The organism is Chryseobacterium sp. MHB01, from assembly GCF_034651565.1.
GTDB lineage: Bacteria > Bacteroidota > Bacteroidia > Flavobacteriales > Weeksellaceae > Chryseobacterium > Chryseobacterium nepalense.
Genome location: NZ_JAYEDA010000009.1, coordinates 179518 through 198808, shown reverse-complemented (window position 1 = coordinate 198808; position 19291 = coordinate 179518). Strand labels below are relative to the sequence as shown.

Genomic DNA, 19291 nt, shown 5'->3' with positions numbered 1-19291 from the left:
GCCTAAGGAAAGAGTGAGAAGTGGACAGTAAGAAGTGAGAAGTAAGAAGTGAGAAGTAAGATGTGGATGTCCAGGGTTTAATGTTCAGCGTTCAGAGTTTAAAGTTCAGCGTTTAAAGTTTAAAGTGTAGGATTTGTTAAGGTTTAAGTTAAGATTCAGGTATCAAGTTTAAGCCGTACTTAAAATACCAATCATGAATTTTATCCATGCTCTTATTACTCATTACTCATTACTGATTACTCATTACTCATATAAAGATAGGCAACTGCCCTAGCCTCGATAGCAGCGGCTACCCCACAGCAGGAACGGAAAGAAGGGCTTTAAGCCCCGGAAAGCTCTGGAGCGAGGAGTAAGAGCGGATAGCGAGATATAGCTCCTGAAAAAGATATTTCTGTCATCAGCTCCAATGCGGATCTGAAATAGAAGTTTTACCATTTTCCAGACGGCCCGCAAAATACCAACTGTTATGATCCGAAATTATTTGCAAATCGTACCAACCTTTTGTTTTATCTAGATTCACAATTATTTTTTCTTGTATTTTCATTAATGGAATTTTGGTTTTTCTTTTTTCGTAAAGATTTTCCATAGTGATATACGGGCTGATGCTTTCTTTTTTATTTTTCTTAATCATAATTTCAACCTGATTCTTTGATGAATCATTGACCAGGGTAATTTCCAAATCGGGGAATTGATCCCCTTTAAAGTTCCTGTAAAAGCCATTAGGTCCAAAAACTTCGTAGCCGTAAATCCCGGTAGAAGTAACATGAGATAATTCCTGTTTAGCATAAAGTGCGTAGGAAAAGTAAAAATCATCTTCTTCAAATCTTGTCTTGTCATAAATAATAATCGGAACAGCCCTGTCGGTTAGATTTTTCATGATAATTTTCCCATTCTCGAGATTGACAAGATAATTATATGGAAGTGCATTAGACAGTTTGATTCCACGTTCCTGAATGTTAAGAATTTTGTCTTCAAGATCATTCTCATGGTACCATTTCAAATCAGGAACTGGTTTATTTTTAGCGGAGTTGATGGTTTTAGTGTATTCCTTCTGATCCAGATAATTCATCTCAGGAATTTTAATATTGGCAGCATTAAACGCTGATGTAAGATCTCCGCATATGGCCCTCCTCCAATCGCTGATATTGTTTACAGTAACATCTTTTTTATATTTTTTTCGGATAAAGTTTTCTAAAAACATCAGCACAGAAGTATGATCCGACACTTCAGAATTTACGTATCCTCCTTTTGTCCATGGGGATGCGATGATCATAGGGACCCTGTAACCGAGACCAACTGTTCCTTCTACTTTTTCGTAATCTTTCATTAAAGGGGAAGCCATATACTCCTGCTTTTTGCTTACATATTCAACACCCTCTGTTCCATTCAGGTCTACAGGCTGACTGGGATTTAAAGGCGGTGCAAAAGGCAGAACATGATCAAAATAGCCATCATTTTCATCGTAGTTGATAATGAAAATTGTCTTTTTCCAGATTTCAGGATCACTTGTAAGGATATTCATCACTTCAGAAATATACCACGCGCCGTACCAAGGAGATCCAGGATGATCTGAAAAGTGTTCAGGCCCAATGAGCCATGATACCAGTGGAAGTTTATTATTTTCAACATCTTTCCTAAACTGATGTAAAACGTCTCCTTTCGGTACTACAAGTCTTTCGCCATTTTCATCATGTCCGATTTCCAGATGCCAATAATCAGGATCATTTATGTTGGTGGTGAATGCTTTTTCGTGAAGATTCCTTTCCTTCTGTGAGAGGCTTGAATATTGATCCGGGTGGTATTTTATTTTATCTTCCTCCAGTTCGGCAATCCTTTTTTCCAAACTGTCTTTCTGATCAGGATGTTTTTCAATTTCCTTTTTCAAATAGGCAATAATATTGGGAATATGCTCATAATAACCCTTCGAAAATTTTACATTAAAATTTGAAAACCATTCGATAGGATTATCCGTAAAATTACTCAGCCAGGCTTCCTGCTCACCGGACATTCCTTTCGGAAGACTGATTTCATTCTGATAAATTCTCCAGGAAATATTCTGCTCTTCCAGTATTTCAGGAAAACTCTTCCATTTGGCCTGATGGTTTTTATCATAGTCAATATTTTCATTATAAACATTAGCCTTTACTTTTCCGTTTTTTTGTTCACGTAAGGTTCCCGACCAATGGAAAAGTCTATGTGGGGTAGTTCCTGTTAGTGATGAGCAAAAATACTGGTCAAAGATTGTGAAAGCGTCCGCCAGCTGATAGTAAAAAGGGAGGTCCTCCCGGTTATAGTATCCCAAAGTCAAGGGAATGTCTTTATAGTTTTTATTATCAGATGCTTTGGCCTGAAGCCAGCGATCGTATTTTCCTTTATTAAGCGCATGTTGCTGATTATTCCAGGAGTGAGGAAGAGAGCTCATCCATGTGGATTTGGTATTCTTTAGATCCAGGCGTGAAGGTGCTGCATACTTTCCAGCATTATTTTTCTGAAAAAATACGGAATGGCCGTCCTGTTTTATGAAAGCTCTGCGATCAGAAAATCCTCTTACACCTTTTAAAGCACCGAATGCGTGATCAAAAGAACGGTTTTCCTGCATGAGAATGACAATATGTTCCGCATCATAAAAAGTAGACTGTGCCGCTGGCTCTATCATCAAAGCCTTCAGAATGGCAGGATGTAGAACACTTGAAGTTCCCAGCCCGGCCAGTAAGATTCCAGACTTTTCCAAAAATTCTCTTCTTTTCATATGGATCGTAATAGAAAGAAACCGCAAGTTAACAGGTTTCGTTTTAATTTAATAATAATTCTAATGAGTAAATTAAAATCTGCTCAAAATCCCCCAGTGGATCTTAATATCATTAAACTTAAAAGGATTTCCGAATTCGTTACCGTTGGAAAGCTGGAAACTCATCAACCCGATCGGAATGAAGAAATTGAATCCAAGCCCGACACTATAGAGTTTGGGTTTCACATTGAGGGATTTGTTGTTGAGCTGTCCGTACTGTCCGAATACATCAAAAAAGGCCTGGCTTCCGATGAGATACCGGTATTCCAAACTTCCGTAATAATAAAAATCGGCGGCCAGGGAATTTTCATTGAATCCCCGCATGGAATTCCATCCTCCGAAACGGTACAATTCGTTGGCGGAAAAGTCGATCCTGGAGTCCATCATCGCGCCTTCGCCCTTGATGTTGAGGAAATGGTTCCCGTTAATATGGTAATTATGTTCTCCGAAAAAGTAAAACTGATTTTGCGGAGACGTGATATCATCTTTGGTATATCTCGTCGTCAGATAATCGTATCCGGCATTAATTCTCGTTTTGTAAAGGAAAAGATCAATATCCGTAGGTTCTATCATTTCAAACCAGATCCCGATTCCTTTTTTGTTGTAATCTTTCCCCTGAACATACAGCGTATCAATAATACTCGAGCTTTCAAAAGTTCCCCGGAGACCGATCTTGTTTCTTGAATTCAGATGATAATAGAACGCTGGAAGCGCTTTTACATTGGCAAAAGTAGAATCCTGACGGAAAATATTGACCTTCATATTCAGTCCGACATTCGATTTGAAGAGATAGGGAACATCCGTCTGGAGATCAAATGTCTGCCCTTTATCCGGATTCCGCTGCCAATAAAGATTGATGGTTTCAAAGCTGTTGAATATGTTCCTGAAATTTACATTCAGGGTTCCGTTCAGTGTGAATTTATCTGTTTTATCATTCCCGAAACCTATTACCCCGTCGAAGCTGTTGGTTTTTTTCTTCTCCATGAAAAGGTAAATACTTGTGGAATCTTTTGTAAACATAGTCTGCGGAGGACGTTCAAGGCTGACAAACTGATGGCTCTGAAAAGATTTATTAATGGCCAGAAGATTTTTATCATCATAGGTTTTGCCTTTAAATTCTTTTTCAAGATTTTTGATAAACCTTTTCGGAACACTGGTGTAGCCTTTCACTACAAAACCGTCGATGGTTCTTTTATCATTTTTATTGATGTCAAGCTCCACAACCGGATATCCGTTTTTCTGACCTTTATATTTCGATTTTATCCTGCTGAAGGCAAAGCCGTCATCAATATACTTTTTGTTGATGCTTTTTTTGGTTGAATCTAAATTTTTAGTGAAAAAATCTTTCTGAACTTTTATTTTATCCGAAATAGAATCTGAGAGCTTCACATACGTTTCATTGAAGTTTTTCCCTTTATGAAAAATAATTTCCGTTGTATCTCCTTTTTTTCTGACTTCCTTCAGCTGGGTGAAAAAATAGTTATTCTGAGCCAATGAATCTAGAAATTTCACGGCAGAAGCAGAATCTTTCACCTTTTTTTTTACTTTTGTTTCCGAATCAATAAGAAAATAAGGCTTCTTCTGCGCCTGAATAAAAACGCAAAAAAGGATAAAAAATATTTTTAAAATTAATTTCAATTTGTCATTCTGAATGTAATGGAACGGAATGAGGACCCTTAATAAAAAACAAAACCCTTCACTGCATTGTATTCCATTCAGAATAACAATGCATCCAATCATTTAACTGTTTTTAGGACAGTTTATTGTATTTCTTCATTAAATTTTCATAAGTTCCCTGAGGAAGAATCCACTTTAAAGGAACTCCTATTTTCTGTCCGAATTTTCCAAAGTAATAGTGAGCTTTCCATTTGTTTTTCTGTAAAAGCAAATCTACATACTCCGCGACTTCCAGAGGTTCTGTTCCGTCTCCTACATGGCTGTTCATTAAAGCATATACTTTATCGAAAACACTCTTATAAGGTTCCGAAACTTTGGTACGTACCCGATTTTCAGCAATATTGGTTTTAATATCCCCAAGATGCAGGGAGCAGACATGGATATTCCACGGATACACTTCATACCGCATAGCTTCTGTCACTTTATCCAGAGCAGATTTTGATGCAGAGTAAAACCCGCGGAAAGGTAATCCCATTTCACTTCCGATACTGGAAACATTGATGATCTGTCCGAATTTATTTTCCCTCATCTTCGGCAGTACGGCACTCATCATCTGAACAGCCCCCACCAAATTGAGATTAAATAATTTAAAAATATCTTCTTTTGAAGAATCTTCCACAGCACCCACCATTCCCATTCCGGCGTTGTTGATCAGAACATCAATTCTGTTTTCTGTTTTCAATACTTCGGCAATGGCATTTTGTACTGCATTATTATCTGTAACATCTGTTGGAATTGATGTAAAATAACTGCTTTCGGTATGCTTTCGGCTTAATCCGTACACTTTATGGCCTTTCTTTCCGAAATATTCTGCCAGCACGAATCCTATTCCTGAAGAGGTTCCGGTAATGATGATTGTTTTTGTATTCATGAGTTTTTAGTTAAAATAATTTTTAAATCTTCCCAAAACTTCGGGTAAGACTTTTCTACTACATCTTCGTCTTCAATCTCTAATTCCTCAATAAGACAGAAAGGAGCAAAGGCCATAGCCATCCTGTGATCCTGATAAGTCTTAATGGAAATATTATCTTCAGACTCATTAAAACTGATTGATTTAATCGAAAGATCTGTAAATTCAGTTTCCGTGCCCAATTTTTTTAATTCATTATGAAGTGCTAAAAGCCTGTCGGTTTCTTTTACTCTTAATGTTCCAAGTCCTGAAATTTCGAAAGGGATTTTTAAAGCTGCTGCTGTAACACAAAGGGTTTGCGCAATATCCGGGCAGTTGTTCATATCTAAGACAATCTTTTCAGGAAGAATAAAGCCGGAATCCGGTTTTAGCGTGATGGTATGATCTGCATCGCTGAAAATCGTTTTGATTCCGAAAAACTTTTCATAAATCTTTGCAATGGCAGAATCTCCCTGGGTGGATTCTTTATAAAAGCTTTTCAGATGAATGGCCTTTCTTCCCAAAGCTGCGAAAGAATAGAAATATGAGGCGGAACTCCAGTCGCTTTCTACTTCATAATTGATGATTGATGATTGATGATTGATGAAAGGCTCAACTTTGATTGTGTTTCCGATGAAGCTGTTTTTAATTCCGAATCGGGTTAAAATATTCAAAGTCATTTCAATATAAGACCTCGAGGTGACTTCGCCAACCATGTTTATTTCCAAACCGTTTTCAAGTTTTCCTGCAATCAACAATAGGGAAGTGATGAACTGGCTTGAGATATTTGCCGGAACATCAACTTTTGGCTGAGTGATTTTTCTTCCTTTAATCTTCAAAGGCGGAAATCCCTCATTTTCCATATATTCGATTTCTACGCCAAGACTTTTTAGAGCCGTCACCAGATTTTTGATCGGTCTTTCTTTCATCCTTTTGGAACCTGTTAAAATCGTTGTTTTCCCATTTTGTATAGAATAATACGAGGTAAGAAAACGCATCGCTGTTCCCGCGTGATGAATGTCTACCACGTCTGTATTTTCCGATAAGGCCTTTTTCAAAAGACTTGTATCTTGGGAATTTGAAAGGTTTCCAATTTGTATATTTTTAAACAGACTTTCTAAAATCAACAAACGATTCGAAATACTTTTCGAACCGCTGATTTGTATAGTCTGATTTTCTTTTAATTCTGATTTTTTTAACTTCTTCATTATTTTCAGTAGGGGAAGTTGGAGAGCGAAAGCAGAAAGTCATTTACTGTATTAAACTTCCTTCTTCTATCATCCGTCTTCCTGCATTATTTTAATTTCCCGTTATTCTGATGTCTATCTTTATCCCGCTCCGTTTTTACTTTCATTTTTTTATCGAATGCTTCCTGCAGATTAACACCCGTTTGATTGGCTAAACATAATGTTACAAATAACACATCAGCCAGTTCTTCGCCAAGATCTTTACTTTTGTCGCTCTCCTTTTCACTTTGTTCGCCATATCTTCTTGCGATAATTCTTGCCACTTCGCCAACTTCTTCTGTCAACATAGCCATATTGGTAAGTTCATTGAAATAACGGACACCAATGGTTTTGATCCATTCATCAACTTGTTGCTGCAGATTGGTAATTTCCATTTAATTTTTAATATTAATCTTTTCTTCTAAAGCTACGATTTTCGTTCTTAAGGCTTCGTTTTCTTCTTCATACTGGGAAGGATTGCCTATATTTTCCGTAAAGTCGGCAAACTTTTTAAAAAGTTTTCTTACCGTAACATAAACAATAATTAATGTAATGAAAGCTCCTGTTTTTACAATATTGAAATCCATTTATCTTAATTTATTGATATTGATAAGCGCCTAAAGTAGGATTTGAGGTTCTTGAAAATCCAGCAATATCCGTAGGAACTGTTGCTGCAACGGTTGTACTTCCTTTCCCGATTGCCGGAGAGTTCTGCTTAACTCTTAAATTCATCTGGGCTGCAAAATAATTGACAAACAACGGATCCTGGTTTTTCACAAGCTGAATAACACTTGGCGCAGTATCCAGGAACCCTGCTTCCGACTGACTGGAATATTTCAGCAGACAGTTTTCAAACGTAAAATTAAACAGCTGTCCGGGAGTCTGCTCAAAAAATACTGAATTATCCCGGTCTGAGTACACGATACTGTTTCTTACATTCAGGATCAGTGCGCCCTGCTCCGTCTGGTTCGATTCATTTTTCCACTCATTGGTGGCAAATATTCCGTTTCTGTTATAAGACTGCAGAAGATCAGAATAATTGGCAATGGTACAATGTGTTAAATTATAGGTTCCGCCTCTGAAGATTCCTATTGCAGATTCTCCGCAGTTGTTCATTACCAGGTTTCTTGCCGTAATTGTTGATCCGATGGAATAAATTCCATATTCCTGGAAAGTATGGATGAATGAATTGCTGATGGTAGCATTGGCCTGCTTCATTTCCAACCCTTTTGTTCCTCCGAAAAGCCTTGTATAATTCATGTTTAACGTAGATCCGGGCTCCATTTTAACTGAATTCCAGTTTTTAGGAATGGTATCATAGGCAGGATCATTTCTGTCGCCGCGGAGTGTAACATTGTTGGTAAGTGTCCCGTTAATATTGAGTGTTGCACCCTGGAGCACTTTCATTCCGCTGTTTTTATGGAAATAAACTTTGGTTCCCGGCTGAATATTCAGGATTACATTCTGATCAACTGTAAGGTCACCATAAATTATTTTAGCTTTATTATTGGTCCAAGTAGCATCAGATGTTAAGATATTGGGATTGGAGGAACTTTTAATAAAAAATTCTGCATCCTGAACTACGGAGAAGAGCACAACATTTTGCTGTCCCGCAGGACTTTCAAAAAGAATTTTGTCTTCCGCAATCGCTTCAGGACCTGTTGCTTCCGGAGCAATTTCCACGAAAATATAAAGGCTGTCTTTCTTTCTCAGGGCAACATCTTTAAAATCATATCCCGGTTTTCCGTCTACGTTGATTTTATATAAAGATGATGCACCTTTTTCCAGATGTATTCTCGGGATCAGGATATCTTTATCTTCATTATTATAAACCTTTACGGCATATGTTTCCGAACGAACCTGATGATAAACGGTATCACAAAAAACCGTGTCTTTTGAAAAGCTCAACTTTTGTGAAGGAGCATCAAAACTGATATCATCTTTATTACAAGATACAGTCATCACAAGCATCCAGAAAGAAAAAGCCAGTAGTAATTTGATTTTCATCGAAATTAAGTTTAATAAATTTCAAATGTAACGAAAATACTTTAAATTTCTTATGAAGAAAAAAATATTGACAGCTTATTTGCAAATTCAAAAAAATATTGTACTTTTGCAACCTAAAATTAGCAGAGAAATATCCATTACTATTTCGAAAGCAAACTTTAATTTTTAACATTGTATTATGAAACCGCAAGGTTACATGTGACATTAACAAAAAAAGAAATTTACACATGAAAAACGGAATCCACCCAGAAAATTATAGACTTGTTGTTTTCAAAGATATGAGTAACGACGAAGTATTTCTTTGCAAGTCTACAGCAGAAACAAAAGACACGATCGAGTACGAAGGACAAGAGTATCCTTTGATCAAAATGGAAATCTCTTCAACTTCTCACCCTTTCTACACTGGTAAAGTGAAATTGGTTGACACTGCAGGTAGAGTTGATAAGTTCATGAACAAATACAAAAAATTCGCTAAGTAATTTTTTGACATTACAATATTTTAAAGTCTTTCGATTTTCGGGAGACTTTTTTTATTGTAATTTTGTTGGAACTAGAATTAGGCGGTTAGTTTAGATAATAAAATCTAAGAACTTCCGACCCTAACTTCTAGGTTCTAACCCCTAACTTCTATCAAAATGCAATTAGTATTTTCAGATGCGCAATACTGGGAAGATTTTCTTCCGCTTACTTTTACCCGTCCCATTGCAGAAATGCGGTGTGGAATTCTCAAGTTTTCCGAAAGATGGCAGAAAATTTTAGAAAACACTGAGATCTCCTTTTTTACGGAATCTTATTTACAAAAAAAATTTCCTGAACCTGAAAAGAAGGAAAGTCTTTTTCTGGTAACGAACTTCCTGCCGACTGAAAATGTCATCCAGCAAATCAAAGACCTTAAACAGGGAGAAGCTTTGGTGTATGAGGATGAATTAATTGCGGCTAAAATTAATATGGACGGTTTCTCTCTCAACCAGATTGAGAAAATGACGGATATTAAAGAAGAACTTGTGTTCTTTAAAAAGCCATCGGATCTTTTTACCTATAATCAGAAAGCGATAGATTTTGATTTCGAATTATTAACCCGAGGAAAAACCTCGCAGGAACTTTCTTCTACCAACGGATTTTTAGGAGATAAAAATGATCTTTTCATTGAAGAGGGGGCACAGATTGAATTCTCAACTCTTAATACGAAAACAGGAAAGATTTATATAGGAAAGAATGCTGAAGTAATGGAAGGTTGTCATCTTCGTGGGCCGATTGCACTGTGTGAGGAATCCAAATTTAATTTAGGAGCAAAAATCTACGGAGCTACAACCATCGGTCCGTATTCCAAAGTGGGAGGTGAGGTCAGCAATATTATTATTTTCGGGTATTCCAATAAAGGGCATGATGGTTTTATCGGAAATTCGGTAATCGGGGAATGGTGTAATTTCGGGGCAGATTCCAATTCTTCCAATATGAAGAATAATTACGGAAATGTAAGATTATGGAATTACAGAAGAAAGGCTTTTGAAGATACAGGGCTTCAGTTTGCCGGTCTGATTATGGGAGATCATTCTAAAACTGCCATCAATACACAGCTCAATACAGGAACGGTTGTGGGTGTGGCATCCAATATTTTTAAAGAAGGCTTCCCGCCTAACCTTGTTGAAAATTTTTCTTGGGGCGGATTTAAAGATGATGAAAAATTTAAATTGGATAAAGCCTATGAAGTTGCAGAACGTGCCATGGCAAGAAGAAAAGTGGCCTTAAAAGATGAGGATAAGGCTATTTTAAAACATATTTTTGATCATTATTAATATGATGAATAAAGGAAACTTCAAATTTTTTTGAAGTTTTTTTCTTTTAGATGTAATAAAATGTAAAATCTGACTGTCTTATCTATAGAAACAAAACTTATGACCCAAGAAACTTTTAGAAGTACGGTATTCATTCTCAAAAATGAGATGTATCGCTTTGCGAAGAGATTCGTCATGAGTAGTGATGAGGCGGAAGACGTGGTGCAGGATCTGATGATCAGATTCTGGCAGAAAAAAGATGAGCTGGAACAGTTCGGGAATTTAAAATCGTATGCATTAAAGGCAGTCCGAAACGAATGTCTGAACAGGCTAAAGCACCACGATGTAAAAACCGGATTTGCAGATATGCAACTTCACAGATCGGAGCTTTACAGTATGGAAGTGAATAATCTGAAGGAACATATCATTGGTTTCATTAATCAGCTTCCGGAAAAACAAAAGATGGTTATCCATTTGAAAGATGTTGAAGAGTATGAAGTCTCGGAAATCGCAGAAATGCTGGAAATGGAAGAAAACGCAGTAAGAGTAAATCTTATGAGAGCAAGACAAAAAGTAAAAGAACAAATTTCACAATTGATGAGCTATGAGCAAAGACAAATTTCAAGATAAATACGATGAAGTCTTCCGAAATTTAAAGGAAGAAAAAATGGAGTGGGACTTTGAGGATTTCCTGAAACAGGCAGAAGGTAAAGAACATGCAAAAGACAATAGTGAAGCTCCTGTTATTCCGATCAACAATAAAAATAAACCGGCTTTTCCGAAATGGTTCTGGATGGCAGCAAGTACTGTAGTGTTGCTGAGTATAGGATTTATTTTTAATTATAATACTCATCAGAGTGTACAAGACCAGGCTCTGATGGTTGAAAATCAGATTAAAAGAGAGAAAAATAATTTCATCGAAGAAAATAATGAGCAGCAGGCACAGGTTGCTGTAAACCATGTATCGGATTCTGTTGCCGGGATCAAACAAGATTCGGTATTTCAGGGAAATACCTTAGCAGAAAAAGATTATTTAGATGAAATATTGCCAAAACGAGGCAGGCTTAAAAAAGAAAGAAAGCCAAGGTATGTTGATAATTCCTCTTATCGTAAAGCGGCAAAAGATTCTACAGGCTATAAAGATTCTTACGTTATTGTAAACGGTAAAAGAATTGAAAATGTAGAAGAAGCCATTAATGTGACTAAGTATTCATTCCAAATATTTGCAAATAACGTCAGTGAAAAATTAGCAAAACCAACAGTCGTTGACGACGATTATTAATTAACCCTTAAAAAGATTATGCTCCTGATCAGGCACTAATAATCAAAAAAAATAAAATTGACTCATGAAAAAAATATTCATCATATTCGCATTCGCCTTCTCACAGTTCTTTAATGTGTACGGGCAGGATAAGCTGGACCAGCTTTTTGATAAATATCAGGAAGTGGAAGGTGTAACTTCCATAAAAATCGCAAAACCGATGTTCGGAATGCTCAGCAATCTGAATTTGGGCGATGCCGAACTCGATCAGATCAAACCTTTATTATCAAAAATAAATGGATTGAAGGTTTTCATAGCTGAAAAACCTGAGAATGCAGGTTCTGTGAACGGACAAAAACTGTCGCAGATTAACAGGGATATCAAATCTTATTTAAGCAATCTCAATTATAGTGAGATCATGACCATGAACAGCAACGGAGCAAAAATAAAATTTCTGTCTGCTGAAGAGAAAAATGGAATTCTTGATGATCTGCTGTTGAGTATTGACAGCGGAGGTGAAGAAAGCATCCTCATAAAACTGGACGGAAGGCTTTCAATGGATGATATCAATAAAATCATCAATTCTACCGAAACCAAAACAAACCCCGTAACGAATACCAAAAACAGTTTTGTTTCCCAAAATACAACGTCTTATCTGAACGGAGAATCCAGAAATGTGGGAGATTTCTCAGGCGTGCAGGTGAGTACGGGCGTGATTGTTAATTTTAAACAGGAAAATCCTACCTCTGTAAAGGTCATAGCAGATGCTGATAAGCTTCAGTATATTGTAACAAAAGTTGATAACGGTGTCCTGAAAGTGTATGTAGATAACAAAGGACAAAAGAATCTGAAATTCAAAAATATCAGCGTAAATGTTTCTTCGCCCAGGATAGATAATATTAAAACTTCTTCGGGAGCAATATTCAATGCTATCAATACAATAAATGAAAAGACCGTTTCAGTTGATCTTTCATCAGGATCTGTAATCAATGGTGATTTTAATTCGGATAATACAAAAATGGAGCTGAGTTCCGGCGCTGTTATCAATTCTACCATCAATACAAAACAAATTGCTGTTAAAGCATCGAGCGGAGCGGTTGCCAATCTTAACGGAAGAGTAAATGCGGGTTCAATAGACGTAAGTAGTGGTGCGGTTTGCAATTCGGAGAAATTTCAGTTCAATGAACTTGAGGCTGAAGCAACATCGGGAGGCGTTGTTACCGGTAATGTAGCAGAGCGTTTAAAAGCAACGGCATCTTCGGGAGGAAGTATTAAATATAAAGGAAATCCAAGAGTAGATGCCAATATCAGCAAAACATCCGGAGGAAGCTTAAAACAAATCAACTAAAAAATACCAGCCATGAAAATATTTAAAAACATTTTTCTGATTATTTCCATCATGTTTGTTATGCAGTCCTGTGTCGTTTCAGAAAAACCGAATATTGCGTATTTTTCAGATTCGGGAAAGGAATTCAAAGGAGCTAAATTTGTAAGCATCAATGTTCCGCTGTTTTTGGCTAAGCCTTATATCAAAAAAGCATTAAGAGAAGACGGAGAAGATGAAGATCTTATCAGGCTCGTAAAAAAGGTTTCGAAAATAAAAGTATTAACTGTTGAAAACGGAGACCGTAATATGCTGAGAGATTTCGCAAATTATCTGAATAATAATAATTATGAAGAATGGGCTATGATAAAACATAATGGCGACAATGTCAACATTCGGGTGAAACAAAAAGGTGACGCAATTAAAAATATGATGATCACTGTAAATTCAGATAAAGAACTTGTTTTTGTTGATATTAAAGGAAACTTTACAGCAGATGATATTTCAAGACTTATTGCTTCTGCAAAAGATAAGTAGACATTCATATTCAATCATATTAAATTTCATTTGTACAAACCATTTCTTATCGGAGATGGTTTTTTTAATTTAAGTTATTGATTATTAAGTTTTATTTAAACTATTAAAATCGATTTTCGTATTTCATCAAAATACCTTAATTTTGCAAGAAAGTAAAGATGTCTATTCATAACAAAATTGTAGAGACAGCCATCACTTTCGATGACGTGCTTCTAGTCCCTTCTTATTCTGAAGTTTTACCTAATCAGGTTTCATTAAAATCAAGACTTACCGACAAAATTACGCTGAATGTTCCAATCGTTTCTGCTGCAATGGATACAGTAACCGAAGCTGAATTGGCAATTGCATTGGCAAGAGTGGGCGGTTTGGGTTTTATTCATAAAAATATGACGATTGCGGAACAGGCCGCTCAGGTAAACCGTGTAAAACGTTCCGAAAACGGAATGATTTCCGATCCTGTTACGCTTTCAAAAGACCATACGTTGGCTCAGGCTAAAGATACAATGGCGAAATATAAAATCTCCGGGCTTCCGGTGGTAGATGCCGAAAACACATTAATAGGAATTATCACCAACAGAGATGTAAAATATCAGGAAAATCTTGATATGAAAGTAGAGGAGATTATGACAAAAAATAATCTGATCACCTCCGATAAAAATACTAATCTTGAAAAAGCTAAAGAAATCCTTCTTAAAAACAGGGTAGAAAAGCTTCCGATCGTTGATGCTGAAAATAAACTGGTTGGTTTAATCACCATTAAAGATATTGATAATCAACTCGAATATCCAAATGCGAATAAAGATCAGAACGGCAGGTTAATCGTTGGAGCAGGTGTAGGTGTAGGAGAAGATACGCTGGAAAGAATTGAAGCATTGGTGAAAGCAGGTGTTGATATCATTGGTATTGATTCTGCACACGGACATTCTAAGGGTGTTCTGGATAAAATTTCGGAAATCAGAAAGGCGTATCCGGACCTTGATATCGTTGGCGGAAATATTGTAACGGCTGAAGCAGCCGAGGATTTGATCAAAGCTGGAGCAAATGTTCTTAAAGTAGGAGTAGGTCCTGGTTCTATCTGTACAACGAGAGTAGTTGCAGGTGTCGGAGTTCCTCAGTTATCCGCTATTTACAACGTTTACGAATACGCGAAGACTAAGAATGTTGCCGTTATTGCGGATGGGGGGATTAAACTTTCCGGAGATATCGTAAAAGCAATCGCAAGCGGGGCAGGAGCTGTAATGCTGGGATCCCTTCTGGCAGGAACAGATGAAGCACCGGGTGAAGAAATTATCTTCCAGGGAAGAAAATTCAAAACGTATCAGGGAATGGGAAGTCTTTCGGCTATGAAGAGAGGCGGAAAGGAAAGATATTTCCAGAGTGAAGCTAAAAAATTCGTTCCGGAAGGAATCGAAGGAAGAGTTCCAAGCAAAGGGAAGCTGGAAGACGTTATTTTCCAGTTAACAGGAGGCTTAAGAGCCGGAATGGGATATTGCGGTGCAAAAGATATTGAAGCTTTACAAACAGAAACCAAAATGGTAATGATCACAGGAAGCGGATTGAAAGAATCGCATCCTCATGATGTAATTATTACTCAGGAAGCTCCGAATTATTCACTTTAAAAAATAATTTTAAATTATATTAGAAAGCCATGCAACTGTGTATGGCTTTCGTTTTTTTTATGTGATGAGGTTAAATTAAAATTTAATCAATGAAATGACTAATAAATTATTTTAGGTAAAACTTTCTTTTTTACAGAGAATTTTCAAGGATAAACACAATATGAGAGAAAAAAAATAATTATTTAATATTTGTTAATTAATTTCATTTTTGTTGTGTAATTATGGGTATTTTAGTTGTTTTTATTGATTTATTTGTAATAAAATATTAAATTTACGACGAAAATAATATGCGATGAAAAAATTAATTTTATTAGGCTTATGTTGGTTTAGTGTTAGTTTATATGCTCAACAAAGACAATGGGTATGTGGTTTTGACGATACTCAAAAGCAGTTTAGCAAAGAAAATAAGGAAATTGGGGATATAATTCGCGGTAAAATTCGCAACCAGATCATCAGTCAGCAAAAAAATTCAGGCAAGCAGGGGGCTGCTTTCAAAACGGTGAATGGAGTTTATGAAATTCCTGTAGTTGTTCATGTAATCGTTCCTACCGGTTCTGCTCTGGGTTCTGCTTATAACAAAACGGATGCCCAGATCCAGGCATGGCTGGATAACTGTAACCAAATGTACGCAGGAACCTACCAGTGGTCACAGGGAGTTCCCGCTGATTTTGGCAATGCAGCTGTAATGCCTATAAAACTGGTGCTGGCAAAAAGAGATCCTAGCTGTAATGCAACTACCGGGATCATACGATACAATGGCGGCACTATTACCGGATACGATACAAATGGCGTAAGAAAGGCTACTAATACGGGTGTTACTACAGCGCAGGTTAAAGCAATTGCACCCCACTGGCCGGAATCTTCATATTTTAATATTTATATTATTAATAAAGTTGATGGAGGTGGGCAATATGGAATTATGGGTTGGGCAGGTCTACCAACAAACCCTGACTCCTCATTTGAATCTTTTATGAAATCATTCGTAGTCACCTTACAGGATGATATTACACTGGCTCATGAATTCGGTCACAGTATGGGGCTACTGCATACTTTTGGAAGCGCAAATTCCAATCCGCCTGCAGGAACGACCTCTACAAGTTTTTGTCCTAGTCAGGCTTCTAACGACTGTACTGTAGATGATGACGGAATCTGTGACACAGAATGGTCAAGAAGTTTATTAAATGACTTTCCGGCTCCAACAAATAGTGATATGAATTACTGTACAGGAACCAATTACCAAGGTGTTCAATATAATATGATGAACTATACAAATCCTACGGCATTCAAATTTACTGATGGACAGCACGACAGATCCGCGCTTTACTTTTTTGCATTTCGGGCGGCGCTAAGTACTTCACTCGGGGCAACTGTTCCTGCATCGGCATCTTCCATAGGAATTCCTGTTGCAGCTTGTTTGCCAAGTGGTTTAACCAATGCAGCGACAAACAATTATCTGATAGGGCCGACATTAGTAAAGCTTGGAACGATCAATAATGGTTCTTCCGGCGTTTGGACATATGCTCCTAATTATTACGAAGATTATACTTCCTCAAGTTGTCTTAAAGCAACATCTACGGATTTGCAAGTGGGTCAGCTTCAAAACCTTCAGGTGAATGTGACTGATTCCGGGAACTCAATGCGCACATGGATTGATTACAACAATAATGGTACTTTTGAAGCTTCGGAATTGGTAGCTTCGCAAGATAATATTTCTGCCGATCCGGTTACTCTTATTGGTATTTCTAATACAACATTTACTCCCCCGGCTACAGCAGTCCTAAACACTCCGTTGAGAATGAGAGTTATAGTAGATTACCAGAATTCGAATATTACGCCATGTGGTCAATTAGTCTGGGGACAGGCTGAAGATTATACAGTTAGATTACTTAATACTTTAGCAACAAATGACGTGAAAACGGAAGGTGATGATTGGCTAATTTATCCTAATCCAATTACACAAGGAGGTGATGTTTTCGTTAGAGTTAAAAATGATAAAAATCTTAAAGTTACCATTTCTGATATGTCAGGAAGACTGGTGGCAACACCATCTTTAATGAAAGAAAGTGATGATACTTACAGGATAAAACACAATCTTGAAAAAGGAGTATATGTGGTTCAGGTTACTAATGGAATGGATACAAAGACTTCTAAACTGATTGTTAAATAATTATGTTTGATTAGAACATATATATTGCCTCTGCTGAATGCAGAGGCATTTTATTTTACTTTTTTATATTTAAATTTTGGCTTAATCACGTAATTTAAAAACCTTCCTTTCGACTGTACTGTTTTAAATCGTTCAAAAATTTCTGCGGGAACATCAATATAATCATATACGGCACCGGACTGGTAGATTATTCTCAAAATCTCAGTCTCCGGAAAATAGTGGTATTTGTTGATTACTGATGAAGGCATGCGAAATACCGAACAAAAAATGTTCCTTGGAAACGGTTAAGGTCAAAAAAAGCCTTCCGGAACCCGAAAGGCAATGATGGTTTATATTTTTATTGGTTTAATTTGTCTTTAAAATCATCAATTCTGAAATCCGTTAATGCATTTCCTTTTTCAATTTTCTCTTTTGAATAAAGCCGGAAATCATTTTCAGTTTTTTCCAATAGATAATCGTAAGGTCCAACATGAGATATTAATTTAACCAAAACCGGGGAAATTTCAAGGCAGATAAAAAGTCCCATGATAAAGGCGGCTGCGAGTCCGATGACGGCCGAATTTTTTCCCAATTCATCCAAAGCCTGAAGCCTTGCCGCAAAACCATTGAATTTGTCTTCAAAAGTTTCTGTAGATTTTCTTTCCGTTTCAAGATTGGTGTAGACTTTGGAGATTTCCTTATCAAGATATTCCAGTCGGGGAGCAACCTGTTTCTGGTAATTTTCCAGATCCTGGCGTCTTTGTTCCTTAAGTTCCTGTTTACGTTTGGCATTTGGCCCGAACCCTTCTTTACCGCTGGTTAACCCGGACTGTTTTCCGAGGATTTCTTTTTCCAGTTCTACAGAAGCAGAATCATAGGATTTTTGATAACTGGCAATTTTTTCGGTAATCTGTTTTTTTTCAGTTTCAAAAGGTCCGCTTTGCTGAAGAATTCTACCGTTCATCTCGCCCTGAAGCTGTTTTTTATTTCTTTGAATGATGGTGTTCAGCTGTTTATTGACTTCTTTTTCAAAAATTTTAAGTTCGAGGGGTTTTGAAATGATAATTCCCAGAAATGTTGCTAAGATTAATCTCGGAACAGCCATTAAAACCTGATTCCACCAGGTTCCGGTTTTTTTAATCGAAGAAACAATGTACCGGTCCAGATTGAAAATCATTAATCCCCACAAAACACCGAACCCAATAGAAGCCCAGATATTATCAAATACAGTATACATGGCATATCCTGCAGAAAGTGTCGCGAAAACAGCGGTAAATAAAACGATTCCGCCGATTCCGGCAAATTTGTTCCATTCGCTGGGGGTTTTTCTTAAAATATGAATGTTTCCTCCGGAGCAGACCATCAGAAACTTCTGGAACCAATTTATTTTATGATTCGCCTGATTTATAGTTTGTTGGTTATTTTTCATAACAGAAAATTTATACAAATGTACTACTAAAAACTATACCAATGTAAAAGATAGTATTATGTTTTACCAAGTATAACGGTTTCGTTGTTTATTTTATTGCAAATCAGTGGATTAAATTTATTCATAAAAAATTCTTATCTTTAGATATCAATCACAAAACAACTATTATGAAAAATGTAATCAATCTTTCAGCAGTATGCCTTGCAATGGTCTTTACTTCATGCAGTAAAGAAAAAACCATTGACGATGACCTGAAAGAAGTTGCAGAAAATATCAACAAAACAACCCCGCAAAATTTAGCAGATGGTGTACGTCTTGACAGTGTTTCTGCCCAACCGGGAAAAATTTTCAGATATAATTATACATTGCTGGATGATGTAAAAGAAAGTGTAACACCGGAACAGATCGAAATGTTTAAAACAAGTGCTAAAGAAGGAGCTTTGCGCGTTGTAAAAGCTTCCCCGGACATTAAGCAATTTCGTGATAATGATGTGACCATGGTATATACTTATTACGATAAAAACGGAAAGCTGACGGCAGATTTTAAAATTACCCCTGCAGAATACAAATCAAAATAAAAAAATATCCCACAGATTGATAAGAGCTGTGGGAT

Annotated in this window: 18 protein-coding genes; 9 read left to right on the top strand and 9 right to left on the bottom strand. The window is 36.8% G+C overall.

Annotated elements, in window-relative coordinates:
• Window positions 1–397: 397 nt before the first annotated feature.
• The 7 genes from U9K52_RS15570 to U9K52_RS15540 form a co-directional block, all read right to left on the bottom strand.
• Window positions 398–2749, bottom strand: coding sequence for a phosphocholine-specific phospholipase C (locus U9K52_RS15570; protein ID WP_322927291.1), 2352 nt, complete (start codon window positions 2747–2749; stop codon window positions 398–400).
• Between the two features lie 72 nt (window positions 2750–2821).
• Window positions 2822–4528: a hypothetical protein gene (locus U9K52_RS15565; RefSeq protein WP_322927290.1), complete on the bottom strand. Its 1707-nt coding sequence runs from the start codon at window positions 4526–4528 to the stop codon at window positions 2822–2824.
• A gap of 10 nt (window positions 4529–4538) precedes the next feature.
• On the bottom strand, window positions 4539–5336 hold the full coding sequence (locus tag U9K52_RS15560) for an SDR family oxidoreductase (protein WP_322927289.1): 798 nt from the start codon (window positions 5334–5336) through the stop codon (window positions 4539–4541).
• Window positions 5333–6562: a hypothetical protein gene (locus tag U9K52_RS15555; RefSeq protein WP_322927288.1), complete on the bottom strand. Its 1230-nt coding sequence runs from the start codon at window positions 6560–6562 to the stop codon at window positions 5333–5335. The genes U9K52_RS15560 and U9K52_RS15555 overlap by 4 nt, the downstream gene beginning before the upstream one ends.
• Before the next feature lie 86 nt (window positions 6563–6648).
• Window positions 6649–6975: a nucleotide pyrophosphohydrolase gene (locus tag U9K52_RS15550; RefSeq protein ID WP_248388707.1), complete on the bottom strand. Its 327-nt coding sequence runs from the start codon at window positions 6973–6975 to the stop codon at window positions 6649–6651.
• Complete coding sequence (locus U9K52_RS15545; protein ID WP_322927287.1) at window positions 6976–7167, bottom strand: hypothetical protein; 192 nt, start codon at window positions 7165–7167, stop codon at window positions 6976–6978. It lies immediately after the preceding gene.
• Window positions 7168–7177: 10 nt separating this feature from the next.
• Window positions 7178–8587: a hypothetical protein gene (locus tag U9K52_RS15540; RefSeq protein ID WP_312174568.1), complete on the bottom strand. Its 1410-nt coding sequence runs from the start codon at window positions 8585–8587 to the stop codon at window positions 7178–7180.
• A gap of 227 nt (window positions 8588–8814) precedes the next feature.
• Between U9K52_RS15540 and U9K52_RS15535 the strand changes: the two genes are divergently transcribed.
• The 8 genes from U9K52_RS15535 (at window position 8815) to U9K52_RS15500 (ending at window position 17270) form a co-directional block, all read left to right on the top strand.
• Window positions 8815–9066 (top strand): type B 50S ribosomal protein L31, encoded by a 252-nt coding sequence (locus tag U9K52_RS15535; RefSeq protein ID WP_002976190.1) that lies wholly within the window; start codon window positions 8815–8817, stop codon window positions 9064–9066.
• 156 nt (window positions 9067–9222) lie between these two features.
• Window positions 9223–10383, top strand: a complete 1161-nt coding sequence (locus tag U9K52_RS15530; RefSeq protein ID WP_322927283.1) for a GlmU family protein — start codon at window positions 9223–9225, stop codon at window positions 10381–10383.
• Window positions 10384–10482: 99 nt separating this feature from the next.
• Window positions 10483–10992 (top strand): RNA polymerase sigma factor, encoded by a 510-nt coding sequence (locus U9K52_RS15525; RefSeq protein ID WP_248388698.1) that lies wholly within the window; start codon window positions 10483–10485, stop codon window positions 10990–10992.
• On the top strand, window positions 10967–11644 hold the full coding sequence (locus U9K52_RS15520) for a hypothetical protein (protein ID WP_263602141.1): 678 nt from the start codon (window positions 10967–10969) through the stop codon (window positions 11642–11644). The genes U9K52_RS15525 and U9K52_RS15520 overlap by 26 nt, the downstream gene beginning before the upstream one ends.
• 64 nt (window positions 11645–11708) lie before the next feature.
• A complete protein-coding gene (locus U9K52_RS15515) occupies window positions 11709–12971 on the top strand; it encodes a DUF4252 domain-containing protein (protein WP_263602142.1) in 1263 nt (420 codons plus the stop codon).
• A 12-nt stretch (window positions 12972–12983) separates the two neighbouring features.
• A complete protein-coding gene (locus tag U9K52_RS15510) occupies window positions 12984–13484 on the top strand; it encodes a DUF4252 domain-containing protein (RefSeq protein WP_322927282.1) in 501 nt (166 codons plus the stop codon).
• A 158-nt stretch (window positions 13485–13642) separates the two neighbouring features.
• Entirely contained in the window at window positions 13643–15103 is a 1461-nt protein-coding gene (guaB, locus tag U9K52_RS15505) for an IMP dehydrogenase (protein WP_169232006.1), read from the top strand.
• A gap of 292 nt (window positions 15104–15395) precedes the next feature.
• Window positions 15396–17270 (top strand): GEVED domain-containing protein, encoded by a 1875-nt coding sequence (locus U9K52_RS15500; RefSeq protein ID WP_322927281.1) that lies wholly within the window; start codon window positions 15396–15398, stop codon window positions 17268–17270.
• A 50-nt stretch (window positions 17271–17320) separates the two neighbouring features.
• Here the strand turns inward: U9K52_RS15500 and U9K52_RS21330 are convergent, their stop codons facing one another.
• Entirely contained in the window at window positions 17321–17518 is a 198-nt protein-coding gene (locus tag U9K52_RS21330) for a KTSC domain-containing protein (RefSeq protein WP_323673804.1), read from the bottom strand.
• An 89-nt stretch (window positions 17519–17607) separates the two neighbouring features.
• Window positions 17608–18678 (bottom strand): DUF4407 domain-containing protein, encoded by a 1071-nt coding sequence (locus U9K52_RS15495; RefSeq protein ID WP_248388686.1) that lies wholly within the window; start codon window positions 18676–18678, stop codon window positions 17608–17610.
• A 167-nt stretch (window positions 18679–18845) separates the two neighbouring features.
• On the opposite strand from U9K52_RS15495, the gene U9K52_RS15490 reads away from it, so the two are divergent.
• Complete coding sequence (locus U9K52_RS15490) at window positions 18846–19256, top strand: hypothetical protein (RefSeq protein ID WP_248388684.1); 411 nt, start codon at window positions 18846–18848, stop codon at window positions 19254–19256.
• Window positions 19257–19291: the final 35 nt, after the last annotated feature.

What these genes read in the sequence shown, in the direction of transcription:
- U9K52_RS15515 (WP_263602142.1), top strand. Translation starts at nt 11,709, where the DNA reads ATGAAAAAAATATTCATCATATTCGCATTCGCCTTCTCACAGTTCTTT.
- U9K52_RS15520 (WP_263602141.1), top strand. Translation starts at nt 10,967, where the DNA reads ATGAGCAAAGACAAATTTCAAGATAAATACGATGAAGTCTTCCGAAAT.
- U9K52_RS15560 (WP_322927289.1), bottom strand. Translation starts at nt 5,336, where the DNA reads ATGAATACAAAAACAATCATCATTACCGGAACCTCTTCAGGAATAGGA.
- U9K52_RS21330 (WP_323673804.1), bottom strand. Translation starts at nt 17,518, where the DNA reads ATGCCTTCATCAGTAATCAACAAATACCACTATTTTCCGGAGACTGAG.
- U9K52_RS15565 (WP_322927290.1), bottom strand. Translation starts at nt 4,528, where the DNA reads ATGATTGGATGCATTGTTATTCTGAATGGAATACAATGCAGTGAAGGG.
- U9K52_RS15550 (WP_248388707.1), bottom strand. Translation starts at nt 6,975, where the DNA reads ATGGAAATTACCAATCTGCAGCAACAAGTTGATGAATGGATCAAAACC.
- U9K52_RS15570 (WP_322927291.1), bottom strand. Translation starts at nt 2,749, where the DNA reads ATGAAAAGAAGAGAATTTTTGGAAAAGTCTGGAATCTTACTGGCCGGG.
- U9K52_RS15510 (WP_322927282.1), top strand. Translation starts at nt 12,984, where the DNA reads ATGAAAATATTTAAAAACATTTTTCTGATTATTTCCATCATGTTTGTT.
- U9K52_RS15490 (WP_248388684.1), top strand. Translation starts at nt 18,846, where the DNA reads ATGAAAAATGTAATCAATCTTTCAGCAGTATGCCTTGCAATGGTCTTT.
- U9K52_RS15555 (WP_322927288.1), bottom strand. Translation starts at nt 6,562, where the DNA reads ATGAAGAAGTTAAAAAAATCAGAATTAAAAGAAAATCAGACTATACAA.
- U9K52_RS15545 (WP_322927287.1), bottom strand. Translation starts at nt 7,167, where the DNA reads ATGGATTTCAATATTGTAAAAACAGGAGCTTTCATTACATTAATTATT.
- U9K52_RS15500 (WP_322927281.1), top strand. Translation starts at nt 15,396, where the DNA reads ATGAAAAAATTAATTTTATTAGGCTTATGTTGGTTTAGTGTTAGTTTA.
- U9K52_RS15530 (WP_322927283.1), top strand. Translation starts at nt 9,223, where the DNA reads ATGCAATTAGTATTTTCAGATGCGCAATACTGGGAAGATTTTCTTCCG.
- guaB (WP_169232006.1), top strand. Translation starts at nt 13,643, where the DNA reads ATGTCTATTCATAACAAAATTGTAGAGACAGCCATCACTTTCGATGAC.
- U9K52_RS15495 (WP_248388686.1), bottom strand. Translation starts at nt 18,678, where the DNA reads ATGAAAAATAACCAACAAACTATAAATCAGGCGAATCATAAAATAAAT.
- U9K52_RS15540 (WP_312174568.1), bottom strand. Translation starts at nt 8,587, where the DNA reads ATGAAAATCAAATTACTACTGGCTTTTTCTTTCTGGATGCTTGTGATG.
- U9K52_RS15535 (WP_002976190.1), top strand. Translation starts at nt 8,815, where the DNA reads ATGAAAAACGGAATCCACCCAGAAAATTATAGACTTGTTGTTTTCAAA.
- U9K52_RS15525 (WP_248388698.1), top strand. Translation starts at nt 10,483, where the DNA reads ATGACCCAAGAAACTTTTAGAAGTACGGTATTCATTCTCAAAAATGAG.